The following is a 14462-nucleotide window of genomic DNA, read 5'->3' as shown; positions in this document are numbered from 1 at the left end:
TTCGCTGGCTCAGTCGGTCAGGCCGCGGCGCAGTGACGCCACATGGCTCGGGTCGTGCTCGACGTGGTGGTGCCGCGATGCGGCCCGCACCCGCTCGCGCTGGACGAACGACATCAGGTCGATGCTTGCTCCGGCGATCATGACTGCCTCCCGTTCTTGACGGCGCGCTCCACGACGGCGACGACGTCGTCGCGAGCCCGCTCGATGATGGATGCGATCTCGTTGAGCGACTGCTGGTCGATCCACTGCCGGCGGGTTGCCGATCGCAACCCGCGCCGCAGCTCTTCCACGGCGTTCTCGATCTGTGGGTGCCGCCCGTACGACGCGTCCCGCGCCGTTCGGTCGGCCGGCTCGTCGCGCGCGTGCTGGCGTGCCGTGCGCGCGGCGTCCATCAGCTCGGCGCGAAGGTCCTTGGCGCCGCCGCGGACCTGCGCGCGGACCTCCTCGGCGAGCTGTCGGACCGTGCGGTCCAGGTCGACCTCGAGGTCCTGCACGTCGTCCGAGCGGTGCTCGAGCTCGGCCCGTCCGGCATCGGTGATCCGGTAGACGGCCTTGCGGCCCTCCTCCTCGCGGACGACGAGCCCCTCCTCCTCCAGTCGGGCCAGTCGCGGGTAGATGGTGCCCGCGCTGGGCGCGTACAGGCCGTCGAAGCGTTCCTCGAGGTCCCGGATGATCTCGTAGCCGTGGCGTGGGCCGTCCGCCAGCGAGATCAGCATGTACAGCCGGAGCTGGCCGTGCGCGAAGACCGGACTCACGGGGTCGCCGTCCGGAGCAACGTGACATCACCGCTGACCGTCATGGCCGACACCCGCACTGACTCGTCGCCGTGCCGGATCTCGCCCTGCGGCGGTCCGGGGCGGCCGGAGCCCAGCCGGCGGCCGTCGGCCACGATCTGGCCGGACATGGTCTTGGCGTCCAGCCGGAACCCGGACTCGCGCGGGATGCGCACGACCAGGTCGCCGGAGACGCTCTTCATGTTGACCTTGCTGGGCGTGGACTCCAGGTCCAGCACGAGCTCGCCGGACACCGTCTTGACGTCCAGCGAGTCGAGCTCGGCGGCGTGCACGATCAGCGATCCGCTGACCGACTCGCCGCTGAGGCTGCCACGCAGGTCGCGGACGTCGATCCGGCCGGAGACCGTACGGGCGCTGACGTCGCCGCGGACGCTGGAGACGGCCAGCTCACCACTGACCGTGCGGACCGACGCCTGGGCCTGTAGCCCGGCCAGCAGGCCGTCCGCCGACACGGTGGAGATCCTGACCTCGCAGCCGCGGGGGACCGCGATGCTCAGCTCGGCGGCGTCGTCCCGGCGGCCGATGCTCTTCAGTCCGTCCAGCAGGCCGTCCCACTTGACCTTGGGGTGGGCCACGGACAGCTCGCCGGCAGCCCACTCGATCTCGAGCGGACGGCCCTTGACCTTGGTCACCTCGATGCGGGCGCCCTGCTCGTCGTCCTCGTGGGCCACGACGTCGACCCGGCCGGCGACCAGGCCCACCCGGAGCACGTGCACTGGCTCGCCCTCGCCACCGATCTCGAGGATCTTGGGTCCGTCGACCTTCCAGCTCTCCGACATCTCGTGCTCCATTCGCGATATATCTCGTCTTGGGAACTCAAGATATATCGCGACTATCGCGAGTCGTCAAGCCCTTCGGCTAAGGAAGCGGTTCGAGTCCCAACCACTCGGGCCAGCCGCAGTGCAGCACGAGCCAGGCGAGCAGGCCGTACCCGGCCTGACCCGGGTGCACGCCGTCCCCGGTCGACAGGTCGGTGATCCACTGCTCGTGCGCCAGCAACGGCTCGAAGCAGTCCACGAACGGCACCGAGCGCCGCTCGCAGACGTCGCGTTCGGCGTCCACCACGGCGCGCAGCCGGTCGTTGAAGGACTGATCCGCCCGCGGGGGCGGACCGACCACGAACGGTTTCAGGCCGTCGGCAGCGGCCTCGTCGACCACGTTGGCCAGGTTCAACCGGGTGCGGGCCAGCGAGAGGCCGGTGTCGACGTCGCCTGCTCCGACGGAGACGACGAGCCGGTTGTCGGCGCCGCCGGTCGTCCGCCGCCCCACCTCCGAACGCCACCGCTCCACCACGCCGGCCGTGGTGTCGCCGCGCACACCCAGGTTGTGCACCGTCAGGTCGATCTCGTCCTGCGGGGTTCGAGCCTGGACGCGTCCCACCCAGCCGAGTGCCTTGGGATCGCCGTACCCGAGCGCCATCGAGCTGCCGACCACGCAGATCCGGACGTCGCGCCGTCCATCGTCCTGCTCGCTCACCGGATCACTCGTCCTCGTCGTCCAGGCGAGCCAGCCAGGTGGCCAGCCGCTCCATCGGGATCTCGAACTCGGGGTTCAGGTCCACGAACTCACGCATCCGCTCCGCGACCCAGGACAGCGAGACCTCTTCCTCGCCGCGCCGCTGCTCGAGCTCCTCGATCCCGCGGTCGGTGAAGTACATCCGTCACGCCCCCACGGTCAGCGGCCCAGAGCCTGCTCGAGCAGCGCGTTGAGCTCCTCCTCGTGGCGCTTGGACGACCCGCTGGCCGGGGACGCGGACGCCGGGCGGCTGGCCCGGTGCAGCGCGCGGCCGGCGAGGTACTCGGGCAGGTTCAACGCAACGTGCGGCCAGGGGCCCATGTTCGCCGGCTCCTGCTGCGCCCACACCAGCTGAGCGCCCGGGTACTTGTCGATCTCGGCCAGGATCTCGTCCACCGGCAGGGGAGCGAGCTGCTCGACCCGCACGATGGCGGTCGCGTGGTCCTCGCGCTTGGCGCGCTCGACGACCAGGTCCCAGTAGATCTTGCCGGAGCAGAGCAGCACCCGGTCGACGTCCGCTGCGTCCACGGTCGCGTCCCCGATCACGGGCAGGAAGTGCCCGCTGGTGAACTCCTGCGTGCCGCTCACCGCGGACTTCAGCCGCAGCATCGACTTCGGCGTGAAGACGATCAGCGGACGACGTGGCCGGGCGTAGGCCTGACGCCGCAGCAGGTGGAAGTAGGACGCCGGGGTGCTGGGCATCGCGACGGTCATGTTGTCTTCCGCGCACATCTGCAGGAAGCGCTCGATCCGGGCCGAGGAGTGGTCCGGGCCCTGGCCCTCGAAGCCGTGCGGCAGCAGCAGGACGACCGAGGAGTGCTGGCCCCACTTCTGCTCGGAGGACGAGATGAACTCGTCCATGATCGTCTGCGCGCCGTTGACGAAGTCGCCGAACTGCGCCTCCCACAGCACCAGGGCGTCCGGCCGCTCCACGGAGTAGCCGTACTCGAAGCCCATGGCGGCGAACTCCGAGAGCAGAGAGTCGTAGACCCAGAACCGGGCCTGGTCGTCGCTCAGGTAGAGCAGGGGCGTCCACTCCTCGGCGGTCACCTTGTCGATCAGCACCGAGTGGCGCTGCACAAAAGTGCCGCGCCGCGAGTCCTGACCGGCCAGCCGCACCGGCGTCTGCTCCATCAGCAGCGAGCCGAAGGCCAGCAGCTCGCCCATCGCCCAGTCGATCCCGCCCTCGCGGGTCATCTGGGTCCGCTTGGCCATCAGCTGCGCGAGCTTGGGGTGCACCGTGAACCCGTCGGGTGCCGACGAGAACGCGTCGCCGATCCGCTCCAGCACCTCGGGGCTGATCGCCGACGGACGCGACACCGAGAACACGTCGTCGTCCACCTGCGCCTTCGGCCGCTCCAGGCCGCCGCGGGCGTCACCGTCGCCGGTCGTCCGGGTGGCCTCGCGGGTCTCGGTGAAGACCCGCTCCAGCTGCTGCTGGTAGTCGCGCAGCGCGGCCTCGGCGTCCTCGACGCTGATGTCGCCGCGGCCGATCAGCGACTCGGTGTAGAGCTTGCGGACGCTGCGCTTGTTCTCGATCAGCCGGTACATCAAGGGCTGGGTCATCGACGGGTCGTCGCCCTCGTTGTGGCCGCGGCGGCGGTAGCAGACCATGTCGACCACGACGTCCTTGCCGAACTCCTGGCGGAACTCGAACGCCAGCTCGGCGACCCGGACGCAGGCCTCTGGGTCGTCGCCGTTGACGTGGAAGATCGGCGCCTGGATCATCCGGGCGACGTCGGTCGAGTAGAACGAGGAACGCGAGGCGGACGGCGCGGTGGTGAACCCGACCTGGTTGTTGACGACCACGTGGATCGTGCCGCCGGTGCGGTACCCGCGCAGCTGGGACAGGTTCAGCGTCTCGGCGACCACACCCTGGCCGGCGAACGCGGCGTCGCCGTGCAGCAGCACCGGCAGCACCGTGAACGACTCGCCGCCGAGGTCGAGCCGGTCCTGCTTGGCCCGCACGATGCCCTCCAGGACCGGGTTCACGGCCTCGAGGTGGCTGGGGTTGGCGGCCAGGTAGACCTTGGTGTTGTCGCCCTCCTCGGAGGTGAACTTGCCCTCGGTGCCCAGGTGGTACTTCACATCACCCGAGCCCTGCACGCTGCGCGGGTCCTGGGTGCCCTCGAACTCGCGGAAGATCTGGGAGTAGGACTTGCCAGCGATGTTGGCCAGCACGTTCAGCCGGCCGCGGTGCGGCATGCCGATGCAGACCTCGTCGAGCTGGTCGGTGGCGGCGCGGGACAGGATGCGGTCCAGCAGGGCGATCACGGACTCGCCGCCCTCGAGGCTGAAACGCTTCTGCCCGACGTACTTGGTCTGCAGGAACGTCTCGAACGCCTCGGCCGCGTTGAGCCGGCGCAGGATGCGCAGCTGCTCGTCCGCGGACGTCCGGTCGTAGGGGCGCTCGACCTTGCTCTGGATCCAGGCTCGCTGCTCGGGGTCCTGGATGTGCATGTACTCGATGCCGACGGTGCGGCAGTAGGAGTCGCGCAGCACGCCGAGGATGTGGCGCAGCTTCATGAAGGGCTTGCCGCCGAAGCCGCCGGTGGGGAACTCGCGGTCGAGGTCCCACAGGCTCAGCCCGTGGGTGATCACGTCGAGGTCGGGGTGACGGCGCTGGCGGTACTCCAGCGGGTCGGTGTCGGCCATCAGGTGACCGCGCACCCGGTAGGCGTGGATCAGCTCCTGCACCCGGGCGGTCTTGGTGATGTCGTCGTCGTGGCTGGCCGAGATGTCCTGCACCCAGCGGATCGGCTCGTACGGGATCCGCAGCGACCGGAAGATCCCGTCGTAGAAGCCGTCGTCGCCCAGCAGCAGCTGGTGGATGCGCCGCAGGAAGTCGCCGGACTGCGCGCCCTGGATGATCCGGTGGTCGTAGGTCGAGGTCAGCGTGACGATCTTGGAGATCGCGCTGCGGTTCAACGTCTCCTCGCTTGCGCCCTGCCACTCGGCCGGGTACTCCAGCGACCCGACACCGACGATCGTGCCCTGGCCGGACATCAGTCGCGGCACCGAGTGGTTGGTGCCGATGGTGCCCGGGTTGGTCAGGCTGATCGTCGTCCCCGCGAAGTCGTCGGCGGTGAGCTTCTGCGCGCGGGCCCGGCGTACGACGTCCTCGTAGCCGGTCCAGAACTGAGCGAAGTCCATCGACTCGGCGCCCTTGATGCTCGGGACGAGCAGCTGGCGGGTGCCGTCCGGCTTGGCCAGGTCGATGGCCAGGCCGAGGTTGACCGCCTCGGACCGCGAGACGCCGGGCTTGCCGTCCACCTCGACGAAGCTGTAGTTCATGTCCGGCATCGCGGCGAGCGCCTTGACGACCGCGTAGCCGATCAGGTGGGTGAACGAGACCTTGCCGCCGCGGCTGCGCTTGAGGTGGCTGTTGATCACGATGCGGTTGTCGATCAGCAGCTTGGCCGGGACGGCGCGCACGCTGGTCGCGGTCGGGACATGGAGGCTGGCCTCCATGTTGGTGACGACCCGTGCGGACGCGCCGCGCAACGGGCGGACGTCGCTCTCGGCGTCCGCGGGGCGCGGGGTCTTGGCGGCCGGCGCAGGGGTGCTGGCGGCGGTGGGTACCGGCCGGGCGGCAACCGGGGCCGGCGGTGCGGGTGGTGCGGGCGGTGCTGGGCTAGCGGCGGGCGGTGCGGGTGGGGCCGGGCTGGCGGCAGCCTTGGCCGGGAGCGCGGGCGCCGCGGGTGGTGCCGGCGGTGCCGGGGTGGCGGCAGCCGGAGCCGGCGGCGTGGGCGCTGCTGAGGGCACGGCCGGCGCGGAGCGCTCGGGCGGAGTCTCGGCGGGCGTGGCGGGCAGCGCGAGCCCTGGGTCGGTGTCGTCGGAGGCGGCGACCTGGCCGTTCGTCGGCGCCAGCTCGGAGGGCGTGTAGTCCTCGAAGAACTCCCACCAGGCCTTGTCGACCGTCGAACGGTCCTTCAGGTACTGCTGGTAGAGCTCGTCCACCAGCCATTCGTTAGGCCCGAAGGCCGCCATCGGGTCGCTGCTCGCGGACTCCTGCGACACGGCGGTGATCGCCTCTTTCGTTTCCTCGATCGCGTGATGCACTGCTCCGGTCACCGGCAGGCGACCGACACGCCCCAGGCTAGTGCTTCGTCAGCGCGGCCGCCGACCGCCTCCTGGTAATCACGCGTCGGCGCGTCACCACCCGCCCGCCTTCCCCCACTTGTGGTGGGTTATGGGGGTCTCAGAGCGGCGCGAGACACCCATAACTCACCACAAGTGCGGAGCCGCGGCGCGTAGGTGGCTGGGTGGCTCAGGGAGCGGGCGGACCGGAGGCAGGTGGTCCGGCGTCGTCGGCGGCTTCGGGCAGGGACGGCGCTCCGGCCGGGACGAGGTCGGACTGCGCCCCACCGTTCGACCCACCGTTCGACCCGGCGTCCTCGGCCTCGATCGCTGCGCCGCTGAACTGCGCGGCGTACAGGTTCGCGTAGACCCCGCCGCGGGCGAGCAGCTCGGCGTGGTCGCCCTGCTCGACGATGGCGCCGTGCTCCATCACCAGGATGACGTCGGCATCCCTGATCGTGGACAGCCGGTGGGCGATCACGAAGCTGGTCCGGTCGGTGCGCAGGGCCGCCATGGCCTGCTGCACGAGCAGCTCCGTCCGGGTGTCCACCGAGCTGGTGGCCTCGTCCAGGATGAGCAGCGCAGGGTCGGCCAGGAACGCGCGCGCGATGGTCACCAGCTGCTTCTCGCCCGCGCTGATGTTGCTCGCCTCGGCGTCCAGCACGGTCTCGTAGCCGTCCGGCAGCGAGTGCACGAAGCGGTCAACGAAGGTGGCCCGGGCCGCGGCCATCACCTCCTCGTCGCTGGCGCTGGGCCGGCCGTAGGCGATGTTCTCGCGGATCGTGCCGGCGAACAGCCAGGTGTCCTGCAGCACCATCCCGATCTCTGAGCGCAGTGCGTTGCGCGTCAGGTCCGTGATGTCCACGCCGTCCAGCGTGATCCTCCCGGAGTCGAGCTCGTAGAACCGCATGATCAGGTTCACCAGAGTCGTCTTGCCGGCCCCGGTCGGCCCCACGATCGCGACGGTCTGGCCAGGGTCGACGCTGAGCGAGAGGTCCTCGATCAGCGGCTCGTTCTTGCTGTAGGAGAACGACACGGACTCGAAGGCCACGCGTCCGTGGGGGTCGTCGAGCACCTGCGCGTCGGCATGGTCCGGCTCCTGCTCCTCGGCGTCCAGCAGCTCGAACACGCGCTCGGCGGAGGCCACCGCGGACTGCATCAGGTTGGACATCGACGCCACCTGGGTCAGCGGCTGGGTGAACTGCCGGGAGTACTGGATGAACGCCTGCACGCTGCCCAGCGTCATCGACCCGTTGGCGACCTGCAGCCCGCCGACCACCGCGATGACGACGTAGTTCAGGTTCCCGATGAACATCATCGTCGGCATGATGATGCCGGAGATGAACTGGGCGCCGAATCCCGCGTCGTGCAGTTCCTGGTTCTTCTCGGCGAAGACCTGCTCGTTCTCGTGCTGACGGCCGAACACCTTGACCAGGCTGTGGCCGGTGAACGACTCCTCGATGATCGCGTTGAGCTGCCCCGTGCTCTTCCACTGCTGCACGAAGTGCTTCTGGGCACGCTTGCCGATGATCGCCGTGACCACCATCGTCACCGGGATGGTCACCAGTGCGAGCACGGCCAGCAGTGGCGAGATCCAGAGCATCATCGCGATCATCGCGACCACGGTGAGTAGCGAGGTCAACAGCTGGCTGAGGGTCTGCTGCAGGCCCTGCGCCAGGTTGTCGATGTCGTTGGTCACCCGGCTGAGCAGCTCACCTCGGGGCTGGTTGTCGAAGTAGGGCAGCGGCAGCCGGCCGAGCTTGTCCTCGACGTCGCTGCGCAGCTTGTAGATCGTCCGGTTCACCGCGCCGGTCAGGATCCACCCCTGCGCCCACTGCAGCAGCGAGGCCACGACGTACAGCATCATCACGAAGACGAGCACCCGCCCGAGGGCGGCGAAGTCGATGCCCTGCCCGGGCACCAGGTTCTTGATGCCGGAGATCAGGTCTGCCAGCTGGTTCTCGCCGCGCGCGCGCAGCCCCTCGACGACTTGGGCCTGGGTCACGTCGTCGTCGAGCTTCGCGCCAATGGCGCCGGCGAAGATGATGTCGGTCGCGCCGCCGAGGATCCTCGGCCCGAGCGCGGACAGCGACACGGCGCCGAGCGCGAGCGCCAGGACGGCGGTCAGCTGGACCCGCTGCGGCTCGAGCAGGCGAAGCAGTCGCTTGGCCGAGGGCACGAAGTCCTGCGACTTCTCGGTCGGCATGGCCATGCCCATGCCCGGCCCGCGCTGGGTGCGCGGTCCGCGGCGCGCCTCGGCCGCCTTCTCCTCTGCGGTCTTGATGCCCTCGCTCATGCCGCCACCTCCGTCGCAGAGGTCTGCGAGCGGGCGATCTCCTGGTAGGTGGGACAGCCGTCCAGCAGCTCGTCGTGGGTGCCGATGCCGACCACCAGTCCGTCGTCCAGGACGACGATCCGGTCGGCGTCGATGATGGTGGAGACCCGTTGGGCGACAACGATGACCGCGGCGTTCCGGGTCACGGGACGCAGCGCGGCGCGCAGCCGGGCGTCGGTGGCCAGGTCGAGCGCCGAGAACGAGTCGTCGAACAGGTAGACGGACGGTTTGGCGACCAGTGCACGGGCGATGGCCAGCCGTTGGCGCTGGCCACCGGAGACGTTCGTGCCGCCCTGGGCGATGGGGGAGTCGAGGCCGGCCGGCATGTCGCGCACGAAGTCCTCGGCCTGCGCGATCCGCAGGGCGACCCACAGGTCGTCGTCGCTGGCCTCGGGGTCGCCGTAGCGAAGGTTGCTGGCCACTGTGCCGGTGAACAGGTACGGCTTCTGCGGCACCAGCCCGATCCGGGACCACACGTCGTCCAGCTCGGCGTCGCGGACGTCGACGCCGCCGAGCAGGACCTCACCGCCGGTGGCGTCGTAGAGCCGGGGGACCAGCGACAGCAAGGTCGACTTGCCGGCGCCGGTGCTGCCGATGATCGCGGTGGTGCTGCCGGGCTCGGCGGTCAGCGAGATCCGTTGCAGCACAGGCACCTGGGCGCCCGGGTAGGCGAACTCGACGTCGCGCAGCTCGACGCTGACCGGACCGGCCGGGATGGGCGTCGCCTGGATCGGCGGCAGCACGGTCGAGTCGGTGCCCAGCACCTCGGTGATGCGTCCAGCCGACACCGCGGCGCGCGGGATCATCATCGACATGAAGGTCGCCATCATCACCGACATCAGGATCTGCAACAGGTAGGACATGAACGCGGTCAGCGCGCCGATCTGCATCTCGCCGGACTCGACCCGGTGCGCGCCGAACCAGAGCACCGCGACGGTGGACGCGTTGAAGACCAGCATCACGATCGGGAACACCAGGGCCATCAGCCGGCCGACAGCGACCGCGGTGCCCGTGTACTGCGTGTTGGCCTCGGCGAAGCGCCCGCGCTCGTGGTCCTCGCGGACGAAGGCGCGCACCACCCGGATGCCGGTGATCTGCTCGCGCAGCACCCGGTTCACCCAGTCCACCGACTGCTGCATCAGCTTGAACTGCGGGATCATCTTGCGGATCACCAGCGCGACCGACAGGGCGAGCAGCGGGACGGCGACGGCGACCAGCCACGCCAGCCCCACGTCCTCGCGTACCGCCATGATCACGCCGCCGACCATCATCAGCGGCGCGGACACCATCATCGCGGCGCCCATGAACGTGACCGTCTGCACCTGGGTCACGTCGTTCGTGCTCCGCGAGATCAGCGTGGGCGCGCCGAACCGGGACACCTCCTGCGCGGAGAACTCGCCGACCCGGGCGAACACCGCGGTGCGCAGGTCCCGACCGAGACCAGCGGCGGAGCGGGCGCCGAGGTAGGTCGCCCCCACCGTCGCCGTCACCTGGAGCAGGGACACCAGCAGCATCACGGCGCCGGTGTGCAGGATGTACTCGGTGTTGCCCTGCGAGACCCCCTCGTCGATGATCCGTCCGTTCAGGCTGGGCAGGTACAGGGACGCCATGGTGGCCACGAGCTGCAGCAGGACCAGTCCGGTCAGCAGGTTGCGGTACGGCGTCAGGTACGTGCGCATCAGGCGGACGAGCATCAATTCCCCCTTGTCATTGGGCCGGCTGCGGACAGCCCGAAGAGGGCGACGTCGACGATCTCGGCGGCGCTCGCCGAGGAGTGCTGCATGAACGGGTGCACGCTGGACAACGTCAGCATCCGCACGAAGTCCAGCAGCCGCTGCACAGGCACCCGCAGCGTCTCGGCGTCCGCGCCCACCAGCTCGGTCATCTCGGCGTCGATGCGGGCCGTGTCACGTCGTCGCCGGTCAGCATGCTCGGCCACCTCGGCTTCGGACGAGGGGCGGTGCACCGCCGACGGCGGACCGCTGCGCAGGGTGATCATCAGCGAGAACACGCCGCGCAGGTGCGCCTGCAGCAGCTCCACGGCGGCGGTGAGCCGTGGCTGCAGGGGGAGGGCGCGGTCGACGTCATGCAGAGCGGCCAGCAGCCGGTCGCTGTCGAAGGCGTGGTGGATGCAGGCCTGGACCAGCTCGTCCTTGGAGTCGAACACCCGGAAGATCGTGCCCTCGGCGATGCCCGCCGCGGCCGCGATCTCTCGGGTGCTGACCGCCGGTCCGCGCTCGCGGAGCAGGGGCAGCGTGGCGTCGACCAAGGCAGCGCGGCGCTGGTCGGCGGACATCGCCGGGGCACGTGGACTCACCCCTCGACCTTATGTGAGTGAGCACTCACTCACAAGTCGTTTCGGCGGGATTCGGCTCGATCTTCAGTGTCCCGTGTCGTCCGGACGCTGCGGAAGGGTGACCCGGATGTCGCACCCGCTGGTCGACTCCGCGACCCGGATGGTGCCCTCGTGCAGGTCGACGACCCACCGGGCGATGGCCAGCCCGAGTCCGGTACCGCCGTCCAGGGCGGACGCGCCGCCGCGGTGGAAGCGGTCGAACACCCGACCCCGGTCGCGAGCGTCGATGCCCGGACCCTGGTCGATCACGTCGAGCTGGACGGTCCCGGCGCTGGCCCGGGCCCGCGCGGTGACGGTGCCGCCAGGTGGGGAGTGCCGGGCCGCGTTGTCCAGCAGGTTGGCCAGCACCTGGTGCAGCCGGTCCTGGTCGGCCACGAAACTCAGGTCCGGCGGCTCGACGTCGACCACGTAGCGCACGTCTCGGCCGGCCAGCTCAGCCTCGTTGGTGCAGGTGGTGAAGAACCGTTGCAGCCCAATGGTTCCCAGGTGCAACGGCACGGCGCCGGCCTCGACCCTGGACAGGTCCAGCAGCTGGGTCACCAGGTCGCCGAGCCGCTCGGTCTGCGCCAGTGCGGCCCGCAGCGACGCGTCATCCGGGGAGGTTACGCCGTCGACCAGGTTCTCCAGCACCGCGCGCAGCGCCGAGACCGGGGTGCGCAGCTCGTGGCTGACGTTCGCGACCAGCTCGCGGCGCTGCCGGTCGGCGTCGCCGAGGTCCTCGGCCATCCGGTTGAACGCCCGGCTGAGGTCACCGACCTCGTCGTTGCTGGTGGCGCGCACCCGGCGGCTGTAGTCGCCGCGCGCCATCGCCTGAGCTGCGGCGGTCATCTCGCGCAGCGGCGAGGTCATGCCGCGGGCCAGTACCTGGGTCACGGCCAGCGAGAACAGGACCGACAGCGGCAGGGTGTACCGGGTGGCCAGCTCGTTGTGCAGCCCGGCCCAGACGAAGATCGCGGACGTCGAGCAGGTGGCCGCGACGAGGATGCCGAGCTTGATCTTGATGGAGTGGAACGAGTCCAGCGGCCGCAGGTCGCGGACCAGGGCGCTGGTAGTCGGCTTCACGGTCGGGCTCACGTGGGTCCGGCGTCCGTCGTCCCGTTCCCTGACTCGTCGTCCCCGTTCTCGCCGTTCTCGCCAGTCTCGCCGTCCGGCTCGACGGAGTAGCCGACGCCGTGCACGGTGCGGATCAGGCCGGGACCGAGCTTGCGTCGCAGCGCCTTGATGTGGCTGTCCACAGTGCGGGTGCCAGAGGCGTCGGCCCAGTCCCACACGTCGGCCAGCAGCGTCTCGCGGGTCAGCACGGTCCGCTGGCTGACGGCCAGCCGGACCAGCAGGTCGAACTCGATCGGCGTCAGGTGGACCTCCGCGCCGTCCCGGCGGACCCGTCGCTCGGCACGGTCGATCTCCACCGGTCCCAGGGTGATCGACGTCGGGCCCTCCTGGTCGTCCACCAGGTGCTGCGCGCGGGTGACCCGACGCAGCAGCGCGTTGACCCTGGCCACCAGCTCGCGCATCGAGAAGGGCTTGGTCATGTAGTCGTCGGCGCCGACGCCCAGTCCGACCAGCATGTCTGTCTCGTCGTCGCGAGCGGTCAGCATCAGCACCGGCACCGGCCGCTCGGCCTGGACCCGACGGCAGACCTCCAGGCCGTCGAAGCCAGGCAGCATCACATCGAGCACGATCGCGTCGGGCGGGTTGGACAGCGCCGACTGGACCGCCGAGGGGCCGTCGCCGGCGATCTCGACCTGGTAGCCCTCGGCACGCAACCGGTGCGCTACCGAGAGGGCGATGGTGGGTTCGTCCTCCACGATGAGGACACGTCGCGGCGCTGCCGCCGCACCGCCTTGCTGCTGGCCGCTCATGGTCGGACTCTACGGCCCCGGCCGCGCCGGGCATATCGTGGTGCGGTGCGCTTCCTCGACGGTCAGAGCCCGCACGGCGACCTGACCTACCACGACGTGTTCCTGGTCCCCGGCCGCTCGGACGTCACCTCCCGGCTGGACGTGGACCTGTCCAGCGGTGACGGCACGGGCACCACGATCCCGATCGTGGTGGCCAACATGACCGCAGTCGCCGGACGGCGGATGGCGGAGACCGTCGCCCGTCGCGGCGGCCTCGTGGTGATCCCGCAGGACATCCCGCTGTCCGTGCTCGCCGAGGTGGTCGGCTGGGTCAAGGAGCGCCACCCGGTCTTCGAGACCCCGCTGACCCTGAACGCCCGCGACACCGTGCTGGATGCGTTGCACCTGATCCCCAAGCGCGCCCACGGTGCGGTCGTCGTGGTGGACGACGCGCACCGCCCCGTCGGTGTGGTGACCACCGAGGACTGCTCGCGGGTCGACCGCTACACCGCGCTCGAGGACGTGATGTCCACCGAGCTGCTCACCCTCGACGCTGCGGACCTGTCCGGCCAGGGGGCCCTGCGTGCCGGCTTCGACGCCCTGCACGACGTGCGCGCCAGGTTGGCGCCGGTCGTCTCCGACGGCGTCCTGGTCGGCCTGCTCACCCGGACCGGCGCGCTGCGCTCGACCATCTACGAACCCGCCCTGGACGCGTCCGGTCGGCTGCGCGTCGCGGCGGCGGTCGGGATCAACGGCGACGTCGGTGCCAAGGCGCAGGCCATCCTGGAGACCGGGGTGGACGCCCTCGTGGTCGACACCGCGCACGGGCACCAGGCCAAGATGCTCGAGGCGCTCAAGGCCGTCCGCTCGCTGTCGCCGCAGGTCCCCGTGGTAGCCGGCAACGTGGTCACTGCCGAGGGCGTGCGCGACCTGGTCGCCGCGGGCGCCGACGTGGTCAAGGTCGGTGTCGGGCCGGGTGCGATGTGCACCACCCGGATGATGACCGCGGTCGGCCGGCCACAGTTCTCGGCCGTGCTGGACTGCTCGGCCGCCGCGCGTGAGCTCGGCCAGCACGTCTGGGCGGACGGCGGGGTCCGGCACCCGCGCGACGTCGCGCTCGCGCTGGCCGCCGGGGCCAGCCAGGTGATGGTCGGTTCGTGGTTCGCAGGCACCAGCGAGAGCCCGGGCGACCTGATGTCCGACGCGCAGGGCCGCGAGTACAAGGAGAGCTTCGGAATGGCCTCCGCTCGCGCCGTCGCAGCCCGTACCCGGGACGAGTCGGCGTTCGACCGCGCTCGCAAGGGCCTGTTCGAGGAGGGCATCTCCAGCTCGCGGATGATGCTCGACCCGGCCCGGCCGGGGGTGGAGGACCTGCTCGACCAGATCACCTCAGGCGTCCGCAGTGCCTGCACGTACGTCGGGGCGCGCACGCTGGACGAGCTGCACGACAAGGCCGTGGTCGGGCTGCAGTCCAGCGCCGGCTACGACGAGGGTCGGCCCCTGCCGACCGGCTGGTGACGTCGGCGCACCGTACGATCCAT

The 14462-nt window shown here is 70.4% G+C and carries 12 protein-coding genes; 1 reads left to right on the top strand and 11 read right to left on the bottom strand.

Annotated features, from left to right (window positions below; genetic code table 11):
- Window positions 1-9: 9 nt before the first annotated feature.
- The 11 genes from ACPPVT_RS15655 to ACPPVT_RS15605 form a co-directional block, all read right to left on the bottom strand.
- Complete coding sequence (locus ACPPVT_RS15655; RefSeq protein ID WP_426561824.1) at window positions 10-141, bottom strand: hypothetical protein; 132 nt, start codon at window positions 139-141, stop codon at window positions 10-12.
- Entirely contained in the window at window positions 138-755 is a 618-nt protein-coding gene (locus ACPPVT_RS15650) for a PadR family transcriptional regulator (protein WP_426561822.1), read from the bottom strand. Before ACPPVT_RS15650 ends, ACPPVT_RS15655 begins: the two co-directional genes overlap by 4 nt.
- Entirely contained in the window at window positions 752-1573 is an 822-nt protein-coding gene (locus ACPPVT_RS15645) for a DUF4097 family beta strand repeat-containing protein (protein WP_426561820.1), read from the bottom strand. Before ACPPVT_RS15645 ends, ACPPVT_RS15650 begins: the two co-directional genes overlap by 4 nt.
- A gap of 79 nt (window positions 1574-1652) precedes the next feature.
- Window positions 1653-2270: a GDSL-type esterase/lipase family protein gene (locus ACPPVT_RS15640; protein ID WP_426561818.1), complete on the bottom strand. Its 618-nt coding sequence runs from the start codon at window positions 2268-2270 to the stop codon at window positions 1653-1655.
- Window positions 2271-2274: 4 nt separating this feature from the next.
- Window positions 2275-2451 (bottom strand): DUF6104 family protein, encoded by a 177-nt coding sequence (locus tag ACPPVT_RS15635; RefSeq protein WP_426561816.1) that lies wholly within the window; start codon window positions 2449-2451, stop codon window positions 2275-2277.
- Window positions 2452-2468: 17 nt separating this feature from the next.
- The gene (locus tag ACPPVT_RS15630; RefSeq protein WP_426567176.1) at window positions 2469-6329 is read right to left on the bottom strand and encodes a multifunctional oxoglutarate decarboxylase/oxoglutarate dehydrogenase thiamine pyrophosphate-binding subunit/dihydrolipoyllysine-residue succinyltransferase subunit; all 3861 of its coding nucleotides are present in this window, start codon (window positions 6327-6329) and stop codon (window positions 2469-2471) included.
- A 250-nt stretch (window positions 6330-6579) separates the two neighbouring features.
- Window positions 6580-8685, bottom strand: a complete 2106-nt coding sequence (locus tag ACPPVT_RS15625; RefSeq protein ID WP_426561814.1) for an ABC transporter ATP-binding protein — start codon at window positions 8683-8685, stop codon at window positions 6580-6582.
- The gene (locus ACPPVT_RS15620; protein ID WP_426561812.1) at window positions 8682-10418 is read right to left on the bottom strand and encodes an ABC transporter ATP-binding protein; all 1737 of its coding nucleotides are present in this window, start codon (window positions 10416-10418) and stop codon (window positions 8682-8684) included. The genes ACPPVT_RS15625 and ACPPVT_RS15620 overlap by 4 nt, the downstream gene beginning before the upstream one ends.
- Entirely contained in the window at window positions 10418-11041 is a 624-nt protein-coding gene (locus ACPPVT_RS15615) for a TetR/AcrR family transcriptional regulator (protein WP_426561810.1), read from the bottom strand. The genes ACPPVT_RS15620 and ACPPVT_RS15615 overlap by 1 nt, the downstream gene beginning before the upstream one ends.
- 63 nt (window positions 11042-11104) lie before the next feature.
- Window positions 11105-12154: a HAMP domain-containing sensor histidine kinase gene (locus ACPPVT_RS15610; RefSeq protein WP_426561808.1), complete on the bottom strand. Its 1050-nt coding sequence runs from the start codon at window positions 12152-12154 to the stop codon at window positions 11105-11107.
- Window positions 12151-12942 carry a response regulator transcription factor gene (locus tag ACPPVT_RS15605; RefSeq protein WP_426561806.1) on the bottom strand — a complete coding sequence of 264 codons (792 nt, stop codon included), beginning with the start codon at window positions 12940-12942 and terminating at the stop codon, window positions 12151-12153. Before ACPPVT_RS15605 ends, ACPPVT_RS15610 begins: the two co-directional genes overlap by 4 nt.
- Before the next feature lie 45 nt (window positions 12943-12987).
- On the opposite strand from ACPPVT_RS15605, the gene ACPPVT_RS15600 reads away from it, so the two are divergent.
- A complete protein-coding gene (locus tag ACPPVT_RS15600; RefSeq protein ID WP_426561804.1) occupies window positions 12988-14439 on the top strand; it encodes a GuaB1 family IMP dehydrogenase-related protein in 1452 nt (483 codons plus the stop codon).
- The last annotated feature ends 23 nt before the right edge of the window (window positions 14440-14462 follow it).

Source organism: Angustibacter sp. McL0619, assembly GCF_049994355.1.
GTDB lineage: Bacteria > Actinomycetota > Actinomycetes > Actinomycetales > Angustibacteraceae > Angustibacter.
This window is presented reverse-complemented; position numbering and strand designations above follow the sequence as displayed.